At 73.5% G+C, this 21867-nt stretch carries 22 protein-coding genes; 8 read left to right on the top strand and 14 right to left on the bottom strand.

All coding sequences use genetic code 11. The features are described 5' to 3' along the window. Positions 1-198 precede the first annotated feature (198 nt). Positions 199-927 (bottom strand): VIT1/CCC1 transporter family protein, encoded by a 729-nt coding sequence (locus tag ASC82_RS12305; RefSeq protein WP_056645767.1) that lies wholly within the window; start codon positions 925-927, stop codon positions 199-201. A 265-nt stretch (positions 928-1192) separates the two neighbouring features. Between ASC82_RS12305 and ASC82_RS12300 the strand changes: the two genes are divergently transcribed. From ASC82_RS12300 to ASC82_RS12270, 7 genes are all read left to right on the top strand, one after another. Beyond that, a complete protein-coding gene (locus tag ASC82_RS12300) occupies positions 1193-2188 on the top strand; it encodes an ADP-ribosylglycohydrolase family protein (RefSeq protein ID WP_056645764.1) in 996 nt (331 codons plus the stop codon). Positions 2189-2565: 377 nt separating this feature from the next. Next, positions 2566-3876 carry an ADP-ribosylglycohydrolase family protein gene (locus ASC82_RS12295; protein WP_056645758.1) on the top strand — a complete coding sequence of 437 codons (1311 nt, stop codon included), beginning with the start codon at positions 2566-2568 and terminating at the stop codon, positions 3874-3876. Then, positions 3842-5008 (top strand): ADP-ribosylglycohydrolase family protein, encoded by a 1167-nt coding sequence (locus ASC82_RS12290; RefSeq protein WP_056645755.1) that lies wholly within the window; start codon positions 3842-3844, stop codon positions 5006-5008. Before ASC82_RS12295 ends, ASC82_RS12290 begins: the two co-directional genes overlap by 35 nt. Then, positions 5005-6465 carry an ADP-ribosylglycohydrolase family protein gene (locus tag ASC82_RS12285; protein ID WP_056645751.1) on the top strand — a complete coding sequence of 487 codons (1461 nt, stop codon included), beginning with the start codon at positions 5005-5007 and terminating at the stop codon, positions 6463-6465. Before ASC82_RS12290 ends, ASC82_RS12285 begins: the two co-directional genes overlap by 4 nt. Next, on the top strand, positions 6462-7382 hold the full coding sequence (rbsK, locus tag ASC82_RS12280) for a ribokinase (protein WP_056645748.1): 921 nt from the start codon (positions 6462-6464) through the stop codon (positions 7380-7382). Before ASC82_RS12285 ends, rbsK begins: the two co-directional genes overlap by 4 nt. Then, positions 7379-8596, top strand: coding sequence for a CoA transferase (locus ASC82_RS12275; RefSeq protein ID WP_056645745.1), 1218 nt, complete (start codon positions 7379-7381; stop codon positions 8594-8596). The genes rbsK and ASC82_RS12275 overlap by 4 nt, the downstream gene beginning before the upstream one ends. Next, positions 8593-9408, top strand: a complete 816-nt coding sequence (locus ASC82_RS12270) for an aldolase/citrate lyase family protein (protein ID WP_199862518.1) — start codon at positions 8593-8595, stop codon at positions 9406-9408. The genes ASC82_RS12275 and ASC82_RS12270 overlap by 4 nt, the downstream gene beginning before the upstream one ends. A 63-nt stretch (positions 9409-9471) precedes the next feature. On the opposite strand, the gene lgt is transcribed toward ASC82_RS12270, so the two are convergent. The 11 genes from lgt to hisI form a co-directional block, all read right to left on the bottom strand. After that, positions 9472-10470, bottom strand: coding sequence for a prolipoprotein diacylglyceryl transferase (gene lgt, locus ASC82_RS12265; RefSeq protein WP_056645734.1), 999 nt, complete (start codon positions 10468-10470; stop codon positions 9472-9474). Between the two features lie 220 nt (positions 10471-10690). Then, positions 10691-11512, bottom strand: a complete 822-nt coding sequence (locus ASC82_RS12260; RefSeq protein ID WP_056646366.1) for a thioredoxin domain-containing protein — start codon at positions 11510-11512, stop codon at positions 10691-10693. Between the two features lie 64 nt (positions 11513-11576). Then, positions 11577-12398, bottom strand: coding sequence for a tryptophan synthase subunit alpha (gene trpA, locus ASC82_RS12255; RefSeq protein WP_056645731.1), 822 nt, complete (start codon positions 12396-12398; stop codon positions 11577-11579). Beyond that, on the bottom strand, positions 12395-13633 hold the full coding sequence (gene trpB / locus ASC82_RS12250; protein ID WP_056645728.1) for a tryptophan synthase subunit beta: 1239 nt from the start codon (positions 13631-13633) through the stop codon (positions 12395-12397). The genes trpA and trpB overlap by 4 nt, the downstream gene beginning before the upstream one ends. A 640-nt stretch (positions 13634-14273) precedes the next feature. Beyond that, a complete protein-coding gene (locus tag ASC82_RS12245; protein WP_056645726.1) occupies positions 14274-14564 on the bottom strand; it encodes a hypothetical protein in 291 nt (96 codons plus the stop codon). Positions 14565-14570: 6 nt separating this feature from the next. Beyond that, a complete protein-coding gene (gene trpC, locus ASC82_RS12240) occupies positions 14571-15380 on the bottom strand; it encodes an indole-3-glycerol phosphate synthase TrpC (protein WP_079039215.1) in 810 nt (269 codons plus the stop codon). A 154-nt stretch (positions 15381-15534) separates the two neighbouring features. Next, positions 15535-16086 (bottom strand): DUF2752 domain-containing protein, encoded by a 552-nt coding sequence (locus ASC82_RS12235; protein WP_242427640.1) that lies wholly within the window; start codon positions 16084-16086, stop codon positions 15535-15537. A 188-nt stretch (positions 16087-16274) separates the two neighbouring features. Continuing rightward, entirely contained in the window at positions 16275-16529 is a 255-nt protein-coding gene (locus ASC82_RS12230; RefSeq protein ID WP_056645720.1) for an HGxxPAAW family protein, read from the bottom strand. A 151-nt stretch (positions 16530-16680) separates the two neighbouring features. Continuing rightward, positions 16681-17331, bottom strand: a complete 651-nt coding sequence (locus ASC82_RS12225; protein WP_056645718.1) for a TIGR02234 family membrane protein — start codon at positions 17329-17331, stop codon at positions 16681-16683. A gap of 14 nt (positions 17332-17345) precedes the next feature. Beyond that, positions 17346-18836 carry an anthranilate synthase component I gene (locus ASC82_RS12220; RefSeq protein WP_056645715.1) on the bottom strand — a complete coding sequence of 497 codons (1491 nt, stop codon included), beginning with the start codon at positions 18834-18836 and terminating at the stop codon, positions 17346-17348. A gap of 11 nt (positions 18837-18847) precedes the next feature. Then, positions 18848-19198: a phosphoribosyl-AMP cyclohydrolase gene (hisI, locus tag ASC82_RS12215; RefSeq protein WP_024757910.1), complete on the bottom strand. Its 351-nt coding sequence runs from the start codon at positions 19196-19198 to the stop codon at positions 18848-18850. Positions 19199-19282: 84 nt separating this feature from the next. Here hisI and ASC82_RS12210 point away from each other — a divergent pair, with 84 nt between their 5' ends. Beyond that, the gene (locus ASC82_RS12210) at positions 19283-19918 is read left to right on the top strand and encodes a TIGR03085 family metal-binding protein (RefSeq protein WP_056645708.1); all 636 of its coding nucleotides are present in this window, start codon (positions 19283-19285) and stop codon (positions 19916-19918) included. Between the two features lie 54 nt (positions 19919-19972). Here ASC82_RS12210 and ASC82_RS12205 read toward each other — a convergent pair whose 3' ends face one another. Further along, positions 19973-21217, bottom strand: coding sequence for an MFS transporter (locus ASC82_RS12205; RefSeq protein ID WP_056645707.1), 1245 nt, complete (start codon positions 21215-21217; stop codon positions 19973-19975). Beyond that, complete coding sequence (locus ASC82_RS12200) at positions 21214-21801, bottom strand: helix-turn-helix domain-containing protein (protein WP_056645704.1); 588 nt, start codon at positions 21799-21801, stop codon at positions 21214-21216. The genes ASC82_RS12205 and ASC82_RS12200 overlap by 4 nt, the downstream gene beginning before the upstream one ends. Positions 21802-21867 lie beyond the last annotated feature (66 nt).

The raw sequence follows: 21867 nt of genomic DNA, 5'->3' as shown, positions 1-21867 counted from the left end.
TCGAAACCGCCGAGTAACCGGCTACTTATGTGGCGTCTTGCATAGTGTCTCATCGCTGCGGCGGATCGAGCCAGGGATATACGTCACAGCCGATTTGGGCCTTACCTCCCGAAAAAGTGCCCCGAAATGCGGAAAAGGCCCCTTGTAGGGGCCTCCCGGTCTTCTCTACGGGTACGGAATCCGTTCCGATATCCGGAGCTACAACGCCGCTCCGAAGAGCATCCCGAGCCCGTACGTGACGGCGGCCGCGGCCCCACCGAGGACGAGCTGGCGCATCCCGCTGAAGAGCCAGCCACGGGCGGTCACCCGGGCCACCAGCGCGCCGCAGGCGAAGAGCCCGAGGAGCGCGAGCAGCACGGCGGGCCACAGCGCGGTCGCCCCGAGCAGGAACGGCAGGACGGGGAGCAGGGCGCCGAGCGCGAAGGAGCCGAAGGACGACACCGCGGCGACCATCGGCGACGGCAGGTCGTCCGGGTCGATGCCGAGCTCCTCGCGGGCGTGGATCTCCAGGGCCTGCTCGGGATCCTTGGAGAGCTGCATCGCGACCTCGCGGGCGAGCGCGGGCTCGACGCCCCGGGACACGTACAGCGCGGCCAGCTCCTCCATCTCGTCGATGGGGTGCTTGCGCAACTGGCGGCGCTCGACGTCCAGTTCCGCCTGGACGAGCTCGCGCTGCGAAGCCACGGAGGTGTACTCGCCCGCCGCCATGGAGAAGGCGCCTGCGGCGAGCCCCGCGAGGCCGGTGATGACGACGGTCTGCGTGGAGACCGCGCCGCCGGCGACACCGGTCATCAGGGCGAGGTTGGAGACGAGTCCGTCCATCGCGCCGAACACCGCGGGACGCAGCCAACCGCCGTTCACGTCACGGTGCGTGTGGTTGTCGCGGTGGGCCTCGTGCAGTGGCGCCTGAGCTTCGATGATGGACATGGCTCTCCCCTCGTTTCGGCGGGCCGGGTCGCACCCGCCGCCCCCAACACCTCGAAAATACGCGCGATGTAAGGGGCCCGCCAGCAAGGCAGGCCGTACTTACTAAGGCGCCCCTTAGGAGTTGCGTGCCGGGTGAACCTGACTCCGGCGAGGTGTCAGGCGGGTGACAGAGACGTTTCTTCGGCGAGTTCACGGCCCGCGGTGGCACAGATCCAGGCATCGGGGCGCCGAACTGCGCGCCCCCACCGAGGAAGGGGCCGCCAGAATGACGACCACGGCATGCGACACGCGTGAACGGGCGAGGGGGGCGCTCCTCGGCCTCGCCGTCGGCGACGCCCTCGGAGCGCCCGCGGAGAACATGCGCCCCTCGGAGATCCGCCGCCGATGGGGCCGCATCGAAGGCTTCGTGACGGACCGTCCGGCAGGCACCGACGACACCGAGTACGCGATCTTCTCGGCCCTGCTCCTCGCCCGGCACGGCTCGGCGCTCACCGTCCACCACGTCGAACGCGCCTGGCACCACTGGATCGCCGACCTCGACGAAGGCCCCTTCCGCGGCGCGGGCTTCTCGGAGCGCGGCACCCTGGAGAACCTCCGCCGGGGCCTCGCCGCACCCATCTCCGCCCAGCACCGGCACGCCTGGAGCGACGGGCTCGCGATGCGCGCCGCGCCGTTCGGGGTCTTCGCCGCCGGCCGCCCGGCGGAGGCGGCGCGCCTCGTCGCGATCGACGGCAGCGTCAGCCACGAGGGCGAGGGCATCTACGGCGGCCAGGCCGTCGCGGCGGGCGTCGCGGCGGCGATGGCTGGCGCGGGCGTGACCTCGATCATCGCGGCGGCCCTCTCCGTCGTCCCGATGGACTCCTGGACGGCCCGCTCCCTGCGCCGCGCGGTCGTCGCCGCCCAGCGCGTCCAGCCGGACCCGCTCACCCGCGAACGCCAGGTCCGCTCGGCGGTCGTCATCGGCGGCTACCCGTGGACGGACCTGGCACCGGAGGCGGTGGGCCTGGCCTTCGGCGCCTTCGCGGCGGCCCGCGGGGACTTCCGTACGGCGGTCCTCACCGCGGTCAACATGGGCCGCGACGCCGACACGACGGCAGCGGTGGCGGGCGCCCTGGCCGGAGCGATGGCGGGCGCCTCGGCGATCCCGGAGGAATGGTCGACGGCCATCGCCCCGGTCACCGGCAGCTGCCTGCCCTCCATGCGCGGCTACCACGTCCTGGACATCGCGGACCTGCTGACCCCGGAGGAGACCCTGACATGAGCCCGAACACGACCACGACCGCCACCGCCGCTGCGGGCACCACCGGTGTGGGCGCCACCGGTGCGGCCACTACGGCCACCACCTCTGCGGGCGCCACCGCGACCACCTCTGCGGGAACCACCACCGCCGTGGGCGCCACGGCAGTGGACACCGCCACCCCCGCTGCGGGCACCACCGGTGTGACCACTACCGCCACCACCTCTACGGGAACCGCCACCACGGCCGCAGGCGCCACCGCAGTGGACACCGCCACCCCCGCCGTGAGCACCGCCGCGGACATCACCGCAGTGGCCGCTACCGCCACCACCTCTGCGGGCACCACCACCCCCGCTGTGGGCAATCGTCCCGCAGGGCGGGACGGGTGGGCACAGCCCCCGATGCCGGGTGCCGGCCCCCTGCTCGGTGACCCGCAGGACCCCGCCCCGCTGCCGGGCACCGACGCCGACACGCTGGACCCCGCCCCGGTACGCGGCACCGGTTCATGGGGCGGCGGCGCGTACGAGGTCCCGCAACCCGACACCCCCCGCAGGGCCGGTCGCGACAAGACCGAGGGCCTCCTCCTCGGGCTCGCCGCGGGCGACGCCGCCGGCTGGCCGGCCGCCCGCCACCGCGCCGCCCGCATGCCGGAGTGGACCCGCCGCCTCACCCGCGAACTCGACACCTTCGCCGAGCAGAACGCGACGACCACCCTCCCCGTCCCCATCGCCCTCAACCAGCCGCCCGAGCCCCTCCGCCTCGGCCCCTCCGACGACGCCGAGTGGGCGGCCTTCACCGCCGAGGCGATCCTCACCGCATGCGGCCCCGTCTTCGCCGGCCTCCCCCCGGAGCGCCGCCTCCGCGCCGCCGTCGACCTCGCCTGGAACGCCCTCGCGGGCCAGGTCGCCGCCGCCGCCGAGCGGGCCCCCGAGGTCGAGTCCGCCGTACTCCCCCTGCGCGCCCGCATCTCCGTACGCGCAGGACTCGGCAATCTCGCCACCGGCCTGCGCCCGCCCGCCACCGGCCACGACAACCCGCACTACTTCGACGACGCCGCCTGCGTACGGGCCGCCGTCCTCGCCGTCGTCCACCCCGGCGACCCGCGCGCCGCCGCCGAACTCGCCGAGTTCGACGCCCGGTACACGCAGGACGGGGACGGCGTCCACGGCGCCCGCGCGACGGCGGCGGCCGTCGCCGCGGCCCTCGGCGGGGCGACGGTCGACGAGGCCGTGGAGGCGGCGCTCGCCGAACTCCCGCCCGTCACCGAGATCGGCAGGAACGCCCGGTACGCGGTGGAGCTGGCCAGGACCGCCGATTCGGCCTTCGAGCTGGTCCCGCTCCTGGAGCACCGGATCGTGGACCACGTCTACAGCTACGGGATCGCCGCAGCCGAGACCGTCCCGGTCGCCCTCGCCCTCGCCACCGCGGCCAGGGGCGAGATGACGGCCGCGGTACCGGCGGCCGTCTGCCTCTCCCGGGTCGCGGACTCCGCCCCCGCGCTCGCGGGCGCGCTCACCGGCGCGCTGGGCGGCGGCCGTTCGGTGCCGGCGACCTGGCGCGAGGCCTGCCGGACGCTCGCGGGGTGCGCGCTGCCCCGGCTCGCGGGGACGGATCTGGTCGAACTCGCCGGGCTTCTGGGAGCCACGGAACCGGCCTCCCCAGGTGGACAATTCCGACATGACACCCACACTGGATGTGCCCACCCTGGATGACCGGATCACCGGCAGCCTCCTCGGGGCCGCCGTCGGCGACGCGCTCGGCGGCCCCGTCGAGGGCTACACCCCCCAGCAGATCCTGGAGCGGCACGGCGGCCGCGTCACCGGGATCGTCGGCCCCTGGAACGGCGAGGACTGGCGCACCGCCCGCCCCATCGCGCCGTACCACAAGGGCGATGGGCACGTCACCGACGACACCTTGATGACCCACGCCCTGATCAGGGTGTACGAGAAGGTCCGCGGCCACCTGGACGCGTACGCGGTCGCGGACCACCTCGTCCCCGAACTCATGGGCTCCCCCGTATGGATCCCGGAACTGGAGGCCGAGGCACTCCCGCTCCAGCGGATCTTCCTGGCCGAGAAGTGGCTGGTGGCACGCCTCCACTACGGCCACGTGGACCCGCGCGAGGCCGGCGCGGGCAACATCGTCAACTGCGGCGCCGCGATGTACATGGCACCGGTCGGACTGGTCAACGCGGCCCACCCGGAGGCCGCCTACGCCGAGGCCCTCGACGTGGCCGGCGCGCACCAGTCCTCGTACGGCCGGGAGGCGGCGGGCGTGTTCGCGGCGGCGGTGGCGGCGGCCTGCGCGCCGGGTGCGACCCCACGTACGGTCGTCGACACGGCGCTCTCCCTCGCCAAGGACGGCACCAGGTCGGCGATCGAGGCGGTCGCCGAAGTGGCGGCCCGCCACACGGACTTCGAGTCCGCTCTCAGCCCGCTCCGGGCGGCGGTGGCCCCCTTCGACTCGGTCGGCCCCGACTACCGCAGCCCCTCCCTCGGCGCCCGGCGCCCGTCCCGGCTGCACGCGATCGAGGAACTGCCGATCGCCCTGGGCATGCTGCTCGTCGGCGAGGGCGACTACCGCCGTACGGTCCTGGGCTCGGTCAACTACGGGCGCGACTGCGACTCGATCGCCACGATGGCGGGTGCGATCGTGGGCGCGCTGCACGGGGAGTCGGCCGTTCCCGCGGACTGGGCGAAACGCGTCGCGGAGGCGAGCCGGCTCGACCTGCACGCCCCGGCGGTCGCGCTGGCCCGGGTGACCCGCGAGGTCTACGCCCGGGACGCGGAACTGCGCCGGGCGCACGAGTCGGCGTTCGCGACGCTGACGAGCGCGGACCGATGAACCTCCGGCTGACCTGGGTCCAGCCGGAGGACCTGGTGGGCCACGAGCTCCGCCAGGCGGCGGAGGACGGCCGCGACGCCCACGCGATCGCCACCCGCTGGCACGAGGCCGGCGGCCCCCCACCCCCACAAACGGCCGGCGCCTCCCCCACCCCCCGCCCGGACCTCCGCCCCCTGGCGGAGGAACTCCTGGCAGCCCTGGCCTCCCTCACCACGCCGGAACACGAACCAACCCCCCTGCCCGACATCCAGGCGTTGACGCCAAGCTCTGCCGAGACCGAAGACTCCACCCCCAACCACCCGCCGGAAACCCGTGGGTCCGGGGGCGCCGCCCCCAGTCCCGTCTGGGTTTCGGGGAGGGGCGGAGCGAGGGAGAGCAACTCCCCGCTCGGGGAGAGCCGCGCGCTGCGCGATCGGCTGCACGCCGCCTGGCTCGGGCGGGCCGCCGGGTGTCTGCTCGGGAAGCCCGTCGAGAAGCTGCCCCTCAACGGCATCCGCGCTCTCGCCCGCGCCGCCGGCAACTGGCCCCTCTCCACCTGGTTCACCGCCCGCGGCGTACCCCCGGAGCTGCTCGCCGCGCATCCCTGGAACCGTCGCTCCGCCACGACCTCCCTCGCCGAGAACATCGACGGGATGCCCGAGGACGACGACCTCAACTACCCCCTCCTCAATCTTCTGCTCCTCCAGCGGTACGGCCGCGACTTCACCACCGCCGACGTCGCCCGCCTCTGGCTCGACGAGCTCCCCGCCGGCCGCACCTTCACGGCCGAGCGCGTCGCCTACCGCAATCTCCTCGACGGTGTGGAGCCCCCGCTGACCGCCGTCCACCGCAACCCCTTCCGCGAGTGGATCGGCGCCCAGATCCGCGCGGACGTCCACGGCTGGACGCACCCGGGCGACCCGGTCGCCGCCGCCGCGCAGGCGCATCGGGACGCGGCGCTCACCCACACCGCGAACGGCGTCTACGGCGCCATGTTCGTCGCCGCGACCCTCGCCACCGCCGCGACCGGCACCGCCGACGTCCACCGGTCGCTCGCCGCCGGACTCGGGGTGATCCCGCCCCGCTCCCGCCTCGCCGCGGGCGTCCGCCTGGGCATCGCGGCCGCCCGCGAGGAGAGCGACTTCGACACCGTCGTCGACCGTCTGCACGCCGAGCTCGGCGGGTACCACTGGGTCCATGCCGTCCCCAACGCCGCCCTGCTCGCCGCCGCCCTCACCCACGGCGATGGCGACTTCTCCCGCTCCGTCTGCGCAGCGGTATCAGGCGGCTGGGACACCGACTCCAACGGTGCCACCGCCGGTTCGGTCGCCGGGCTGCTCGCCGGCCACCCCGACCGGCTGCCCGAACAATGGACCACCCCCCTCAAGAACCGGCTCGCGACCTCGGTCCCGTCCTTCGACGGCATCGGCTTCGACACCCTGGCCGAACTGACACACCTGGAGGCAGTACGCCCATGACCAGCATCGTCGTACTCGGCAGCACGAACATGGACCTCGTCGCCTACGTCCCGAGGGCCCCCGCACGCGGCGAGACGGTCACCGGCCGCGCGTTCCGCACGATCCCCGGCGGCAAGGGCGCCAACCAGGCCGTCGCCGCCGCCCGCGCCGGCGCCGAGGTCTCGATGATCGGCGCGGTCGGCGCGGACGACTTCGGTGCCCGCCTCCGGGCCAACCTGGAGCACTGCTCCGTCGACACCGACCTCCTCCGCACCGCCGAGGGCCCCTCCGGCATCGCCCACATCGTCGTCGACGACGAGGGCGGCAACGCGATCGTCGTCATCCCCGGCGCCAACGCCGTCCTCACCTCCCTCAGTCACGGCGACGAGGCCCTCATCGGCACCGCCGACGCCCTGCTCCTCCAGCTCGAACTCCCCCTCTCCGTCGTCGTCGAGGGCGCCACGACCGCCCGCCGGCTCGGCGTCCGCACCGTCCTCACGCCCGCCCCCGCCCAGCAGCTCCCTCCCGAGCTCCTCGCCGCCATCGACCTGCTGGTCCCCAACGAGCACGAGGCCGCCGCGCTCACCGGACTCACCGACCCGCGCGCCGCCGCCCAGGCCCTGCTCCGGGACGTCCCCGAAGTCGTCGTCACCCTGGGCGCGGCCGGCAGCCTGTACGCGGCGCGCGACGCCGAACCCGTCACCGTGCCCGCCCCCCGCGTCACGGCCGTGGACACCACCGCCGCCGGCGACACCTTCGTCGGTGCCCTCGCGGTCGCCCTCGCCGAGGGCCGGCCCGTCCCCGAGGCGCTCGCCTGGGCGCAGACCGCCGCCGCGCTCTCCGTCCAGCGCGAGGGCGCGTCGACCTCGATGCCGTACCGGACCGAGATCGAGGCGGCCTTCGGCTCCCTCGGCGACCTGGAGGCCGACCCCGTATGACGACCGCCCCGCACACCGCCGCTCCCCCCGCGCCTCCCCTCCACGGACTGCGCGTCCTGGACCTGGCGACCCTCTTCGCCGGCCCGATCGCCGCCACGATGCTCGGCGACTTCGGCGCCGACGTCATCAAGGTCGAGCACCCCCGCAAGCCCGATCCGTCCCGCGGCCACGGCCCGGCGAAGGACGGCGTCGGCCTGTGGTGGAAGGTCCTCGGCCGGAACAAGCGGACGATCACCCTCGATCTCTCCGCCCCTGGCGGCCGCGACACCCTCCTCGGACTCGCCGCCGAAGCCGACGTGATCGTGGAGAACTTCCGCCCCGGCACCCTGGAACGCTGGGGTCTGGGCTGGGAGGAGCTCTCCACCGTCAACCCGCGCCTCGTCCTCGCCCGCGTCACCGGCTTCGGCCAGTTCGGCCCGTACGCCCACCGCCCCGGCTTCGGCACCCTCGCCGAGGCGATGAGCGGCTTCGCCGCCATCACGGGCGAGCCCGAGGGCCCGCCCACCCTGCCGCCCTTCGGCCTGGCCGACTCGATCGCCGCCCTCGCCACCGCGTACGCGGTGATGACCGCGCTCACCGCCAGGACCACGACCGGCCGCGGCCAGGTCGTCGACATGGCGATCATCGAACCGATGCTCTCCGTCATCGGACCCCACCCCCTCTGGTACGACCAGCTCGGCTACGTCCAGCCCCGCACCGGCAACCGCTCCCGCAACAACGCCCCGCGCAACACCTACCGGACCGCCGACGGCTCCTGGGTCGCCGTCTCCACCTCGGCCCAGTCGATCGCCGAGCGCGTGCTGCGCCTCGTCGGCCGCCCGGAGCTCGTCGACGAGCCGTGGTTCGCCGACGGCTCGGGCCGCGCCGAGCACGCGGACGAACTGGACGAGGCGGTCGGCACCTGGATCGCGCGCCACACCCGCGACGAGGCCATGGACGCCTTCGAGAAGGCGGAGGCCGCCATCGCCCCGGTCTACGACGTCCGGGACGTCCTCGACGATCCGCAGTACCGGGCGCTCAACACCGTCACCGAGGTGCACGACCCGGAACTCGGCCCGATCAAGATGCAGAACGTGCTCTTCCGGCTCTCCGAGACCCCCGGGGCGATCCGCTGGGCCGGCCGCCCGCACGGCGCCGACACCACGGACGTCCTCACCGAACTCGGCCTCACGCCCGCCGAGATCGACGCCCTCCGCGACCAGGGAGCGGTATGAACGGTATGGAGCGGCTGCGCACTCCCCTCACCTGGCTGTACGCACCCGGCGACCGCCCCGAGGTCGTGGGCAAGGCCCTGGCCTCCGGCGCCGACATCGTCATCGTCGATCTGGAGGACGCGGTCGCCCCGCACCGCAAGGCGTACGCCCTCGCCGCCACGGTCGATCTGCTCGCCGACGCCCACCCCGTCCCGGTGCACGTCCGCGTCCACTCCCCGCTCGACATCCCCACCCTGGCCCCCCTCCCCGGCCTCTGCGGTCTCCGTGTACCCAAGGTGACACACGCCACTGACATCCACCGGATCGCCGGCCTCGCCCCCGGCCTGCCCCTCTACCCGCTCCTGGAGAACGCCCTCGCCGTGGAGCACGCCTACGCCATCGCCACCGCCCACCCCGACGTGCACGGCATCGCCCTCGGCGAGGCCGATCTCCGCGCCGACCTGGGGGTACGGGACGACAGCGGCCTCGACTGGCCGCGCAGCCGCGTCGTGGTCGCCGCCCGCGCGGCCGCCCTGCCGCCCCCGGCCCAGTCGGTGCACCCCGACATCGGCGACCTGGACACCTTGGCCGCCGGCTGCGCCCGGGGCCGGGCGATGGGCTTCCTCGGCCGGGCCGCGATCCACCCCCGCCAGCTCCCGGTCATCGAGCGGGCCTACCTCCCCACCCCGGAGGAGGTCGACGCGGCGTGGGAGGTCGTCGCGGCGGCCCGGACCGACCGGGGTGCCCTGGCCCTCCCCGACGGCCGGTTCGTCGACGCGGCGGTCGTGGAGGGCGCCCACCGGGTCCTCGCCCTCGCCGCCCGCGCGGCCTGACCCGCCGTACGCGAAAGGGCCGCCGGAACCTCTCGGTCCCGACGGCCCTGTGACGACGGAGGATCAGCCCTTGGCGGCCGACCCGGCGCCGTTGCCGGCGCCGTGTTCCACGTCCGTATCGGCGGCCGTATCGGCGGCCGTGTCCGTATCCGTGTCCGCGTCCGGGGCGGCGTCCTCGGGCTCGCCGTCCACGACGTCGTCGTCGGACAACTCGACCCCGTCGGCCTCACCGGCCTTCTCGGTCTTCTCCGCCTTGGGCTCCACGATCTCCTCGCGGCCCGGCCGGATCCGCGCCGAGATGACGATGTAGGTCACCGCGAGCAGGAAGACGATGATCGCCGTCCACACGTTCAGCCGCAGACCGAGGATGTGGTGCGCCTCGTCGACGCGCAGGTACTCGGTCCAGACACGGCCCGCGCAGTACGCGGCGACGTAGAGCGCGAAGGCGCGCCCGTGGCCGAGCTTGAAGCGGCGGTCGGCCCAGACGACGAGGACGGCGACGCCGACGCACCAGAGCGACTCGTACAAGAAGGTCGGGTGGTACAGCCCGGCCTCGCGGTTCGTGCTCTCGGTGATCTTCAGGGCCCAGGGCAGGTCGGTCGGCTTGCCGTAGAGCTCCTGGTTGAACCAGTTGCCCCAGCGGCCGATGGCCTGGGCGAGGGCGATGCCGGGCGCGATCGCGTCCGCGTACGCCGGGAGCGGGATGCCCCGGCGGCGGCAGCCGATCCAGGCACCCACCGCGCCGAGCGCGATGGCGCCCCAGATACCGAGGCCGCCCTCCCAGATCTTGAAGGCGTCGACCCAGTTCTCACCCTCGCTGAAGTACAGCTGGTAGTCGGTGATCACGTGGTAGAGGCGTCCGCCGACGAGGCCGAAGGGCACCGCCCAGACGGCGATGTCGGCCACGGTGCCGGCGGTGCCGCCCCGGGCGATCCAGCGCTTGTTGCCGTACCAGACGGCGACGAAGACACCGATGATGATGCAGAAGGCATAGCCGCGCAGCGGGATCGGTCCGAGGTTGATCACGCCGGTCGACGGGCTGGGAATATAGGCAAGGTCCATGGCAGGACCGACGCTACCCTGCCGGGCGGGCGCGACGGCAGCCCACCCGGCAACGTCTGGGTAACTAAGCCGCCGGACTAGGGCGTGTTTCGAAAGTCCCGCGTTGTCGGGATCACCCCGATACATCCAGTATCGGGGCGACCCTCCGCCTTGCGATCGCACGCACCAGACGCCGCCAGGCCTGCCCTTCGGGCAGACGACGCTACTTTCGAAACACGCCCTAGCCCGCCGAGGGAGAGGCCGTGCCGGGCTTCTTGCCCTTGTTGGCCTCGGCGACCCACTTCTTCAGGTTCTCCGGGGAGATCTGCTCGTCCCCCTTCGTCGGGAAGATCGATTCGCCGTTGAGGAGGACGGACGGGGTGCCGCGGAAGCCGCCCTTCTGGAAGGCCTCGTTCGACTTCGCCACCCAGCTGTCGTGCGTGCCGTCCTCGACACAGCTGCGGAAGGCGGGCGTGTCGAGCCCCGGCACCTTCGCCGCCAGTTCGAGGAGCTTGGCGTTGTTCCCGAAGGCGTCGTCCGTCTCCGGCGGCTGGTTGATGTAGAGCGTGTCGTGGTACGCGGTGAACTTCCCCGCGTCCTGGGCGCACGCGGCCGCGTTCGCCGCGCGCAGCGAGCCGCTGCCGCCCATGTTCCCGTCGATGAGGGTGGCGAGGTGGTACTCGGCCTTGAGCGCGCCGGAGGCCTCCAGCTCGTGGATGGCGTCCCGCATGACGTTCTCGAACTGGGCGCACGCCGGGCAGCGGAAGTCCTCCCAGATCGCGAGCGTCGACGGGGCGTCCGCCTTGCCCGTGGGGATGGCGGGCTTGTCGCCCTCGACGGACCCCGCCGGCGCCACGACCGGGCCCGCCTTGTCCGACCCGCCATCTCCGCCGCTGTTCGCGGCGATCACCCCGACGACCGCGGCCAGGCCGAGGACGCCGACCACCGCCGCCGACACGATGAGGACGCGCCGCTGCTTCTCGCGGGCCTTGTCGCGCTCGCGCTGCTGCTGGAGGCGCTCCCGCGCGCTCCGGTTACCGTCACCACGGTTCTTCTCGCTCACGCCCACAGCAACGAACCGGGGAGGCACGTGCGTGCCTCCCCGGTTCCAGATCCACCCAAATGGGTTACGAAACGCGCCGCACGCCGGCCGCGAGTTCGCCCGCCAGTTCCCTTACGGCGGCGAGTCCGGCGGCCTCGTCGCCGTCGGCGTCGAGGATCCGCTGGACGAAGGCGGAGCCGACGATGACGCCGTCGGCGAAGACGGCGACCTCCTTCGCTTGGGCGGCGTTGGAGACGCCGAGCCCGACGCACACCGGGAGCTCGGAGGTGGCACGGGTGCGGCGGACGAGGTCGGCCGCCTGCTCGCCGACCGACTCGCGGGTGCCGGTGACCCCCATGAGCGAGGCCGCGTAGACGAAGCCGGAGCCGGCCGACGTGATGGTGGCGAGGCGCGCGTCCTTGCTGCTCGGCGCGACGACGAAGACGGTGGCGAGACCGTGCTTGTCGGCGTTCTCGCGCCAGACCGCGGACTCCTGGACCGGCAGGTCGGGCAGGATGCAGCCCGCGCCTCCGGCGGCGGCGAGCTCCTCGGTGAAGCGCTCGATGCCGTACCGGTCGATCGGGTTCCAGTAGGTCATGACGAGGACCGGCTTGCCGGTGGCCTCGTGGGCCTCGCGGACCGTCCGCATGACGTCGGCGATCTTGACGCCGCCGCGCAGGGCGATGTCGTCGGCGGTCTGGATGACCGGGCCGTCGAGGACCGGGTCGCTGTGCGGGAGACCGACCTCGACGACGTCAGCACCGCCGTCGAAGACGGCCTTGATGGCCTCGATGCCGCCGTCGACGGTCGGGAAGCCGGCCGGCAGGTAGGCGATGAGCGCCGCCCGGTTCTCGGCCTTGGCCTTGGCCAGGGTCTCGCTCAGCAGCTGGATGTTTCCGGTCGTCACTTGGAGCCCTCCCCGTCGTACAGGCCGAAGTAGCGAGCGGCCGTATCCATGTCCTTGTCACCGCGCCCGGAGAGGTTGACGAGGAGCAGGGCGTCCTTGCCGAGCTCCTTGCCGACCTCCAGGGCCCCGGCGAGGGCGTGCGCCGACTCGATGGCCGGGATGATGCCCTCCGTACGGGAGAGCAGCCGCAGGGCCTGCATGGCCGCGTCGTCGGTGACGGCGCGGTACTCGCCACGCCCGCTGTCCTTGAGGTACGCGTGCTCCGGGCCGATGCCCGGGTAGTCGAGGCCGGCCGAGATCGAGTACGGCTCGGTGATCTGGCCCTCCTCGTCCTGGAGGACGTACGAGCGCGAACCGTGCAGGATGCCGGGCTCGCCTGCGGTCAGGGTGGCCGCGTGCTCGCCGGTCTCGACGCCGTGGCCGGCCGGCTCGCAGCCGATCAGGCGCACGCCCGCGTCCGGGACGAAGGCGTGGAAGAGCCCGATGGCGTTGGAGCCGCCGCCGACGCAGGCGATCGCCGCGTCGGGGAGGCGCCCGGCGCGCTCCAGGATCTGGCGGCGGGCCTCGACGCCGATGACCCGGTGGAAGTCGCGGACCATGGCGGGGAACGGGTGCGGGCCGGCGACGGTGCCGAACAGGTAGTGGGTCCTGTCGACGTTGGCGACCCAGTCGCGGAAGGCCTCGTTGATGGCGTCCTTGAGCGTGCGGCTGCCGGACTTCACGGCGATGACCTCGGCGCCGAGCATCCGCATCCGGGCCACGTTGAGGGCCTGGCGCTGGGTGTCGACCTCGCCCATGTAGATGGTGCAGTCGAGGCCGAAGAGGGCGCAGGCGGTGGCGGTGGCCACGCCGTGCTGGCCGGCGCCGGTCTCGGCGATGACCCGCGTCTTGCCCATGCGCTTGGTCAGCAGGGCCTGACCGAGCACGTTGTTGATCTTGTGCGAGCCGGTGTGGTTCAGGTCCTCGCGCTTGAGGAAGATCCGGGCACCGCCGGCGTGCTCGGCGAACCGGGGGACCTCGGTGAGGGCGCTCGGGCGGCCGGTGTAGTTGACCATCAGGTCATTGAGCTCGCGGGCGAACTCGGGGTCGGCCTTGGCCTTGTCGTACTCGACGGCGACCTCGTCGACGGCGGCGACGAGGGCCTCCGGGATGAACTTGCCGCCGTAGGCGCCGAAGTAGCCCTCGGCGGTGGGGACCTGACCTTCCAGGTCCGGAATGAAGAACTCGCTGGACATGCGGATGCTCCTCGCGGGGTGGTGTGCCCCGGTGATGTGCTGACGGTGGTCACGTTATGCGCGCGACCTCCTCACGAACACCAACGCCGCGACCGGCAGACGCCGAGCCTGTCGCGGACGGCCACCTCACAGGGCGGCGCCCCGGCCCCTTGCGGGCGGTCGCCCCGCCGGCGGTGCCCCCGCCCGTTGCGGACGGTCGCCCCGCCGGCGGCGCCTCCGCCCGTTGCGGACGGTCGCCCCGCCGAGCGGTGCCCCCGCCCGTTGTGGGCGGCTACCGCGCCGGGCGGTGCCCCACCCCGTTGTGGGCAGTCGTTCCGCCGGGGCGGAACGGGTGGGCACAACGGGACGGCGCCCCTTGCCGGGCCTAGGCTCCCTGCGCCTGGACCCGCACCCCGTGTGCGCCGCCCTCGTGGTGCGGGTAGGCGCGGGGAGCGGAGGCGCCCGCAAGGGCGCCGTCCCGTGTGCCCACCCTCCCCCAGAGGGGGTACCCCCAGCCCTGCGGGACGATTGCCCACACGGGGTGGGGGTGGCGGCTGTACGAGACGAGCCCACGCGGAGTGGGTGGATGCCTGGGCCCCACACGAGGTGGGTGGCTGCGCGGGGAGCCCCGCACGGGGCTGGTGCCCGTGCGCCCGGGCTCTCAGGCGGAGGTGGTGTTCATGGAGGTGCGCACGAGGCGCCGGCGCCATCGCATGCCGTTGACCTGGCCCGGCTCGTCGCCGATCACGTACCGGACCCGGCGGCCGTGGACACGGCGGGCGGGCGCGCGGCAGCCACGCGGTCGGCAGCCCCGGGCCAGTGGGGCGTGCGGCGCGGGGACGAACGCGGCGGCGGTACGGAGCCTGCCGCCTCGTCCGGTGACCGCCGACGGCACGCCGAGGGCCCCCCGGGCGGTGCCCGGAGGGGTCGGCGTGGCGTGGACGGCGGTCATGTCGGGTTACTTCCGGCCGTGGCGGAGGGCCGGGTGCGCGCCGGCGGCGACCAGGTCGGCGACGGCGGCCTTCGGGTCGCGGCCGGTCACGAGGGACTCGCCGACCAGGACCGCGTCGGCGCCGGCGTTGGCGTACGCGATGAGGTCGTGCGGGCCACGGACACCGGACTCGGCGATCTTGACGATGGTGTCCGGGATCTCGGGGGCGACGCGCTCGAAGGTGGAGCGGTCGACCTTGAGGGTCTTGAGGTCGCGCGCGTTGACGCCGATGATCCGGGCGCCCGCGTCGACGGCGCGCTCGACCTCCTCCTCGTCGTGGACCTCGACCAGCGGGGTCAGCCCGATGGACTCGGCACGCTCGATGAGGGAGACCAGCGCCTCCTGCTCCAGGGCGGAGACGATGAGGAGCGCGAGATCCGCTCCGTACGCCCGGGCTTCCCAGAGCTGGTACGCGGTGACGATGAAGTCCTTGCGCAGGACGGGGATGTCGACCCGGGCGCGCACGGCCTCCAGGTCGGCGAGGGAGCCGCCGAAGCGGCGCTCTTCCGTGAGGACGGAGATGACGGCCGCGCCGCCCGCCTCGTAGTCCGCGGCGAGTCCGGCGGGGTCGGCGATCGCGGCGAGCGCGCCCTTGGACGGGCTGGAGCGCTTGACCTCGCAGATCACCTTGACGCCGTCGCCGCGCAGTGCGGCCACGCCGTCCTTGGCCTGCGGCGCCTTGGCGGCGCGCTCCTTGAGCTCGTCGAGGGTGACCCGCGCCTGCCGCTCTGCGAGGTCGGCGCGTACGCCTTCGATGATCTCGTCGAGCACACTCACGCGAGGGGCCCCCTTCCGGGACGGTGATGGTGATGAGGAACCAGGTTCAGCCACATCGATCCTATCCGCAGGACGGCCCCGGACTCGCATCGGCCGGAGTGGCGTCCCACCTGCTGGGACTCCCGTAGGGGTTTGCCCGGGAGCGCGCGGACCCTCACGGGGCCAGCGCGGAGCCGAAGGGAAGGTTCCGGACCAGGGTGAAGAGGGCGAGGACGGCCCCGATCCCCCACCACCAGGCCGGGGAGATCGCGAGGCGCATGGGCACCCCGCGGATGGCACGAATCAGCCACAGGACCATGACGACGGCGAAGAGGCCGTAGCCGAGGACGGCGAGGGCGTTGGCGCTCAGGGCGGCCGGGAGGTCCCCGTGGACGAAGGCGTGGGCACTGCGGAGTCCGCCGCACCCGGGGCAGTAGATGCCGGTGAAGCGGAGCAGGGGGCAGACGGGGTAGTGCCCGGGTTCGTTGGGGTCGACGGTCCCGACGTAGGCGAAGGCGGCGGCGACCCCGGCGAGCGTCGAGACCGGCGCGAGCAGCCGCCGGGCGAGCGGCCGGGGAGGGGGACCCGGTGGGACGGCGGGTACGGAGGGGAATGCGGCTGGTCCGGCGGGTACGGAGACGTACGCGGCGGGTCCGGCGGGTACGGAGGGGAACGTGGCTGGTCCGGCGGGTGTCTCTGGCGCTGCATGGTCCCCTGGCGCCCCCACAACCCCCGGCCCGGCACCGTGCCCTCGCCCCGGCGCATCCGCCCGCGCGGATTCACCCGGTCGGGCGAGGGAATCGTCGGTCTCGGCTTCGGCCGTCGGCTGCGGGTCCACCCGGTGATTCTCGCCCCTGACGCACGAAGGCGCAGCCCGGCACGGCCGGACTGCGCTTTCGGATGCGTCGTGTCGCGTCAGGAACGGGCCTGCGCGGTCGCGGTCGCGGCCTCGCGGGCGGCGGCGACGGCCGCCGACTCCTTCGGCATGCCGAGACCGGCCGCCTTCATCGCGCCGCCGACGATGCCGCCGAGCGCGATGACACCCATGCCGGCCCAGAATCCGGGCAGGTTGGCGGCCACCATGAAGACGCCGGCGATGCAGAAGCCGATGAAGGAGATGATGACACCGGTCCAGGCGGCCGGGGTGTGTCCGTGGGCGCTGCCCGCCATGAGTTGCTCCTCGTTGCTGTTGCTCGGTGGTGAGGTCTCGCGTGCGCGGACACTCGGTGCTCATTGTCCCGCACGCGGGCGCGCGAGGATGAATCGGGGGTGCCCGGACGATCACGCGTCGCGGTCGGCCCTCCGGATCGCCTCCGTCGGCTCACTCGCCGCGGGTGGGGTCCTCGCCGCGGTCGAGGGCCTTCCAGAGGTCCTCGGGGCGGTCCGGGTCGACCGTGGGGGCCTTGCGGCCGGTGCGCGGGGTGCCGGAGCGCTCGTAGCGGCCGCCCATCGCGGGCCAGGTCTTGCCGAAGCGCAGCGCGAGGAGACCGGCGAGCAGGATGAGGACGGCGCCGGCGGCCGTGACGTACGGCCAGGCGGTGTGGGTCAGACCGGCCACGGCGGCGGCCGTGTCGCCGCTGATCCGGGCGGCCTCGGCGTCCAGGGCCGCGCTGTCGGTCGCGCCGAGGACGGCGGCGAGCGCGGCGCCCGCGCCGCTCAGCGCGAGGAGCGCGGCGACGAGGGTGCGGCCGGTGCGGCGGACGGCGAAGACGGCGAAGAGCGCGGCGAGGCCGACGATCGCGAGGGCGGTCGGCACGCCGGTGACGGCGCCGCCGTCGGCCTCGACGGGGACGGTGCCGCCGCCGACGGAGGCGACGCCCTCCGCCCAGATCTGGCCGGCCGAGAGCAGGACGACGGTGGCGCCGAGGGCGCCGAGGAGGAGGGCCGCGGCCAGGCTGCGGCGGCCGCCGGTGGGGACGGCCACGCGGGCGGCCCGGGGCTGGGGTACGGGTACGGCACTCACGTACCCCACTATCCCCTACGTGGTCAGGAGCCGTTCATCCGGTTGGCGGTGTGTACGGCGCGGAGCACGGCCGCGGCCTTGTTGCGGCACTCCTTGTCCTCGGCGACCGGATCGGAATCCGCGACGACACCCGCTCCGGCCTGCACATATGCGGTGCCGTCGCGGAGCAGGGCCGTACGGATGGCGATGGCCGTGTCCGCGTCGCCGGCGAAATCGAGATAACCGACACATCCGCCGTAGAGGCCGCGCCGGGAGGGTTCGAGCTCCTCGATGATCTGCATGGCGCGGGGCTTGGGCGCGCCGGAGAGCGTGCCGGCCGGGAAGCAGGCGGTGAGGACGTCGAAGGCGGTCCGGCCCTCGGCGACCCTGCCGGTGACGGTGGAGACGATGTGCATGACGTGCGAGTAGCGCTCGACGGACATGAAGTCGACGACCTCCACCGAGCCGGGCGCGCAGACCCGGCCGAGGTCGTTGCGGCCGAGGTCGACGAGCATGAGGTGCTCGGCGCGCTCCTTGGGGTCGGCGAGCAGTTCCTCGGCGAGGTCGTGGTCCTCCTGCGGGGTGGCGCCGCGGTGCCGGGTGCCGGCGATGGGGTGGAGCATCGCGTGCCCGTCCTCGACCTTGACGAGCGCTTCGGGGCTGGATCCGACGACGTCGAAGCCGTTCTCGAAGCGGAAGAGGTACATGTACGGGGAGGGGTTGGTGGCCCGCAGGACCCGGTAGACGTCGAGTGCGGAGGCCGTGCACGCGGTCTCGAAGCGCTGGGAGGGGACGACCTGGAAGGCCTCGCCGGCCCGGATGCGCTCCTTGATGTCCTCGACGGCGTCCTGGTAGGCCGGGCCGCCCCAGAGCGCGGAGAACTCGGGGAGTTCGGAGGCCGGGAGGGCGGCGGGGACGGTGGCGACCGGGCGGGCCAGGTCGGCCTCCATGGCGTCGAGGCGGGCGACGGCGTGTGCGTACGCCTCGTCGACTCCGGTCTCCAGGTCGTTGTGGTTGATCGCGTTGGCGATCAGCAGGACCGTGCCGTCCCAGTGGTCGAGGACCGCGAGGTCGCTGGTGAGGAGCATGGTGAGCTCGGGGAGCTCCAGGTCGTCGCGGGTGGAGTCGCCGATCTTCTCCAGGCGCCGGACGATGTCGTAGCCGAGGTAGCCGACCATGCCGCCGGTGAAGGGCGGCATCCCGCCCGCGAGGTCGCGCGGGGTGTGGAGGGTCTCGACGGTGGCGCGCAGGGCGGCCAGCGGGTCGCCGTCGACGGGGACGCCGACGGGCGGGGTGCCGAGCCAGTGGGCCTCGCCGTCCTTGACCGTGAGGGTCGCGTCGCTGCGGACTCCGATGAAGGAGTAGCGGGACCAGCTGCGGCCGTTCTCCGCGGATTCGAGGAGGAAGGTGCCGGGGCGTTCGGCGGCGAGCTTGCGGTAGAGCCCGACCGGGGTGTCGCCGTCCGCGAGGAGCCTGCGGCTGACGGGGATGACGCGGCGGTCGGCCGCCAGCTTGCGGAAGGTCTCGAGATCCATGGCGCCAGACCTTACTGGGAGAGCGGGAGCACGTCGGCGTCGAAGCAGGTGCGGTCGCCGGTGTGGCAGGCGGCTCCGACCTGGTCGACCTTGACGAGGACGGTGTCGGCGTCGCAGTCGAGGGCGACGGACTTGACGTGCTGGACGTGCCCGGAGGTGTCGCCCTTGACCCAGTATTCATTGCGGCTGCGGGACCAGTAGGTGCAGCGGCCGGTGGTGAGGGTGCGGTGGAGGGCCTCGTCGTCCATCCAGCCGAGCATCAGCACCTCGCCGGTGTCGTACTGCTGGGCGATGGCGGGCACGAGCCCGTCGGGGCTGCGCTTGAGGCGGGCGGCGATGGCCGGGTCGAGATTGCTGCTCATGGCGCCATTGTGCCGCGCCCGGGGGTGGTGTCCGGCGGGGCGTCCACTGGGCGGACCGGTGGCGCCGGTCGTACGCTGGCGGGCATGTCGACGCATGCGAAACGTGAACGGCTTCTGCTCGCCGATCTGTTGGAGGCGGCCGGTCCGGATGCCCCGACGCTCTGCGAGGGCTGGCGGACCCGGGACCTCGCGGCCCATGTGGTGGTGCGCGAGCGGCGCCCGGACGCGGCGGCGGGTTCGCTCGTACCGGCGCTGAAGGACCGGCAGGACCGGGTGCAGGCGGAGTTCGCCGACAAGCCGTACGAGGAGCTGATCCAGCTCATCCGTACGGGGCCGCCGCGGTTCTCGCCGTTCACCATCAAGCAGGTGGACGAGGGGGCGAACGTCGTCGAGTTCTACGTCCACGCTGAGGACGTGCGGCGGGCCCAGCCCGACTGGTCGGCGCGCGAGCTGGACCCGGTCTTCGCGGACGCCCTCTGGTCCCGTCTCGAGCGCATGGCCCGGCTCCTCGGCCGGAAGGCCCCGGTGGGCCTGGTGCTGCGCCGCCCGAACGGCCAGACGGCGGTCGCCCACCGCGGCACCCCGGTGGTGACGGCTTCCGGGGAGCCGGGCGAGCTCGTGATGTATCTGTACGGGCGGCAGGACACCGCGAAGGTGGCCCTGGACGGCGAGCCGGAGGCGATCGAGCGGCTGCGCGAGACGAAGCAGCTGGGGCTCTGAGGCCTGTCCGGCGGATCAGGCCGGACAGGCCCTGGGACCCGTCCCGCGGTCGGGTTACTGCTTGGGCAGTTCCGCGCGGCGGAGCGACGTCATGGCAAGGCCGAAGAGCCCGCCGAGGGCGCAGACCGCGGCGCTGGCGGTGAAGACCGGTGCGGGGCCCCACAGGCCGACGGCCGCGCCGGTGAGCGGGAAGCTCAGCGGGGCGATGCCGAGGCTGAAGAAGGTGGACACCGAGGTGACCCGGCCCAGGTAGGCGGGGTCGCACTCGGTCTGGGTGAGTGCTCCGCACAGGGCGCCGCTGAGGCCAGCGAGCAGGCCGACCGCGACGGACACGGCGACGGCCACCGGCAGCTGCGGTACGTACGCGAGGGCGGCGATCGACACCGCGCCGAGGGCGATGGTCCAGGAGAGGACGAACCCGGCGCGCGGGACGCGGCCCCGGACGGTCAGGAGCAGGGACGCGGCCCCCGCTCCCGTACCGAATCCGGCGAGGACCCAGCCGATGCCGGCGGCGCCCCAGCCGCGCAGGTCGGAGAGGAGCGCGAGGCCGACGTTGAGGGGGCCGACGAAGCCGAGGTCGCTGAGGGCGACGACGATCATCAGCGGGCCGAGGACGCGGTGGCGGCGGATGTAGCGCAGCCCGTCGGTGAGGTCCTGGAGGGCGCTGGTCCTCTCCCGTGCGCCCTCGTCGGTCGGCAGCGGCCTGAGGCGGAGCGTCAGGAGCAGGGGCAGGGAGAGGGCGAAGAGGAGCCCGGCGGTACCGAAGGCGGCGGCCGAGCCGCCGAGGGCGACCGCGAGTCCGCCGAGCGGGGCGCCGACCAGGACCGAGATCCGGTAGGCGAGACCCCGCATCCCCTGAACCCTGCCGAGCTGTCCGGAGGAGGCGATCCGCGGCGGCAGGGCGCCGACGGCGGGCATGAACACGGCGTCGACGGCTCCGAAGACGAGCGCGACGGCGGCGAGGACCCAGAGGCCGGGGGTGGCGAGCGCCAGTGCCGCGGCGACGCCGAGGACGACGACGCAGCGGACGGCGTCGGAGGATATGACGACCCTCCGGGGCCCGAAGCGGTCGGCGACCACTCCCCCGCCGAGCATCAGCAGGGCGCGCATCACGGCGCTCAGGGCGAGGACGATTCCGGCCTGGGCGGGGGTGCCGCTCTGGACGGCAGCCCAGGAGAGGGCCAGGTGGTAGACCATGTCGCCGGTGGTGGAGGCGGTGTACGCGCCGAGCCAGCGCAGGATGCCGGGGTCGCGGTAGGCGGGGCACTCGACGGGGGCGGCGAGCTCGGTGGCCGTCATGAGTGGTAGGGGAACGCGTGGAGGTGGATGGCGACGTTCTCGCGGCCCTCGGTCTCGCCGGCGGCTTCGGCGGCGCGGGCCTTCTGGTCGTACTTCTTGCAGAGGGCGTCCAGTTCCTTGCCGAGGGCGGCGAGTTCCTCGGCGGTGAGCCGGGGCAGCCATTCGGAGCTGACGGAGGCGGAGCGCCAGGCGTCGGACCAGGTCAGGCGCTCGTCGAGGAAGCGCCGGTGGAGTTCGGTGCGCTGTTCGTTGATGGTGCGGCCGAGGGCGTCGCTCGCGGCGGCCAGTTCGGGGGTGCCCCGGACGTCCTCGTCGCGGATCTCGACCCCGTACGTGCTCGTCTGCCACCAGCGCTCGCGGCCGTCCGCCGACTGGGTCTCGGCCTCTTCGATGAGGCCGTGGTCGGCGAGCTTGCGCAGGTGGTAGCTGACGAGCGAGACGGCTTCGTCGACCTGGTCGGCGAGCTGGGAGGCGGTGGCGGTGCGGGCCACGAAGAGGGCGCGGTAGAGGCGCATCCGCAGCGGGTGCGAGATGGCCTTGAGCGTGCCCAGGTCGGCGATCCGACGGTTCTCCTGCGAGGTCATGGCACCGACCCTAGATGCGCAAGAAAACTTGCACAACATAAATTGCACAAATAATCCTGCGCATCC

The organism is Streptomyces sp. Root431, from assembly GCF_001426585.1.
Classification (GTDB): Bacteria; Actinomycetota; Actinomycetes; order Streptomycetales; family Streptomycetaceae; genus Streptomyces; species Streptomyces stackebrandtii.
The sequence above is the reverse complement of the archived record's forward strand: the minus strand, read 5'-3'. Positions and strand labels throughout refer to the sequence as shown.

Coding starts and splice junctions, on each gene's coding strand:
- rbsK (WP_056645748.1), top strand. CDS start 6,462: ATGACCAGCATCGTCGTACTCGGCAGCACGAACATGGACCTCGTCGCC.
- trpB (WP_056645728.1), bottom strand. CDS start 13,633: ATGTCCAGCGAGTTCTTCATTCCGGACCTGGAAGGTCAGGTCCCCACC.
- ASC82_RS12300 (WP_056645764.1), top strand. CDS start 1,193: ATGACGACCACGGCATGCGACACGCGTGAACGGGCGAGGGGGGCGCTC.
- ASC82_RS12200 (WP_056645704.1), bottom strand. CDS start 21,801: ATGACCTCGCAGGAGAACCGTCGGATCGCCGACCTGGGCACGCTCAAG.
- ASC82_RS12285 (WP_056645751.1), top strand. CDS start 5,005: ATGAACCTCCGGCTGACCTGGGTCCAGCCGGAGGACCTGGTGGGCCAC.
- ASC82_RS12270 (WP_199862518.1), top strand. CDS start 8,593: ATGAACGGTATGGAGCGGCTGCGCACTCCCCTCACCTGGCTGTACGCA.
- ASC82_RS12295 (WP_056645758.1), top strand. CDS start 2,566: ATGCCGGGTGCCGGCCCCCTGCTCGGTGACCCGCAGGACCCCGCCCCG.
- lgt (WP_056645734.1), bottom strand. CDS start 10,470: ATGGACCTTGCCTATATTCCCAGCCCGTCGACCGGCGTGATCAACCTC.
- ASC82_RS12305 (WP_056645767.1), bottom strand. CDS start 927: ATGTCCATCATCGAAGCTCAGGCGCCACTGCACGAGGCCCACCGCGAC.
- ASC82_RS12290 (WP_056645755.1), top strand. CDS start 3,842: ATGACACCCACACTGGATGTGCCCACCCTGGATGACCGGATCACCGGC.
- ASC82_RS12205 (WP_056645707.1), bottom strand. CDS start 21,217: ATGACGGCCACCGAGCTCGCCGCCCCCGTCGAGTGCCCCGCCTACCGC.
- ASC82_RS12230 (WP_056645720.1), bottom strand. CDS start 16,529: ATGGCGGGCAGCGCCCACGGACACACCCCGGCCGCCTGGACCGGTGTC.
- ASC82_RS12275 (WP_056645745.1), top strand. CDS start 7,379: ATGACGACCGCCCCGCACACCGCCGCTCCCCCCGCGCCTCCCCTCCAC.
- ASC82_RS12245 (WP_056645726.1), bottom strand. CDS start 14,564: ATGACCGCCGTCCACGCCACGCCGACCCCTCCGGGCACCGCCCGGGGG.
- hisI (WP_024757910.1), bottom strand. CDS start 19,198: ATGAGCAGCAATCTCGACCCGGCCATCGCCGCCCGCCTCAAGCGCAGC.
- ASC82_RS12220 (WP_056645715.1), bottom strand. CDS start 18,836: ATGGATCTCGAGACCTTCCGCAAGCTGGCGGCCGACCGCCGCGTCATC.
- ASC82_RS12210 (WP_056645708.1), top strand. CDS start 19,283: ATGTCGACGCATGCGAAACGTGAACGGCTTCTGCTCGCCGATCTGTTG.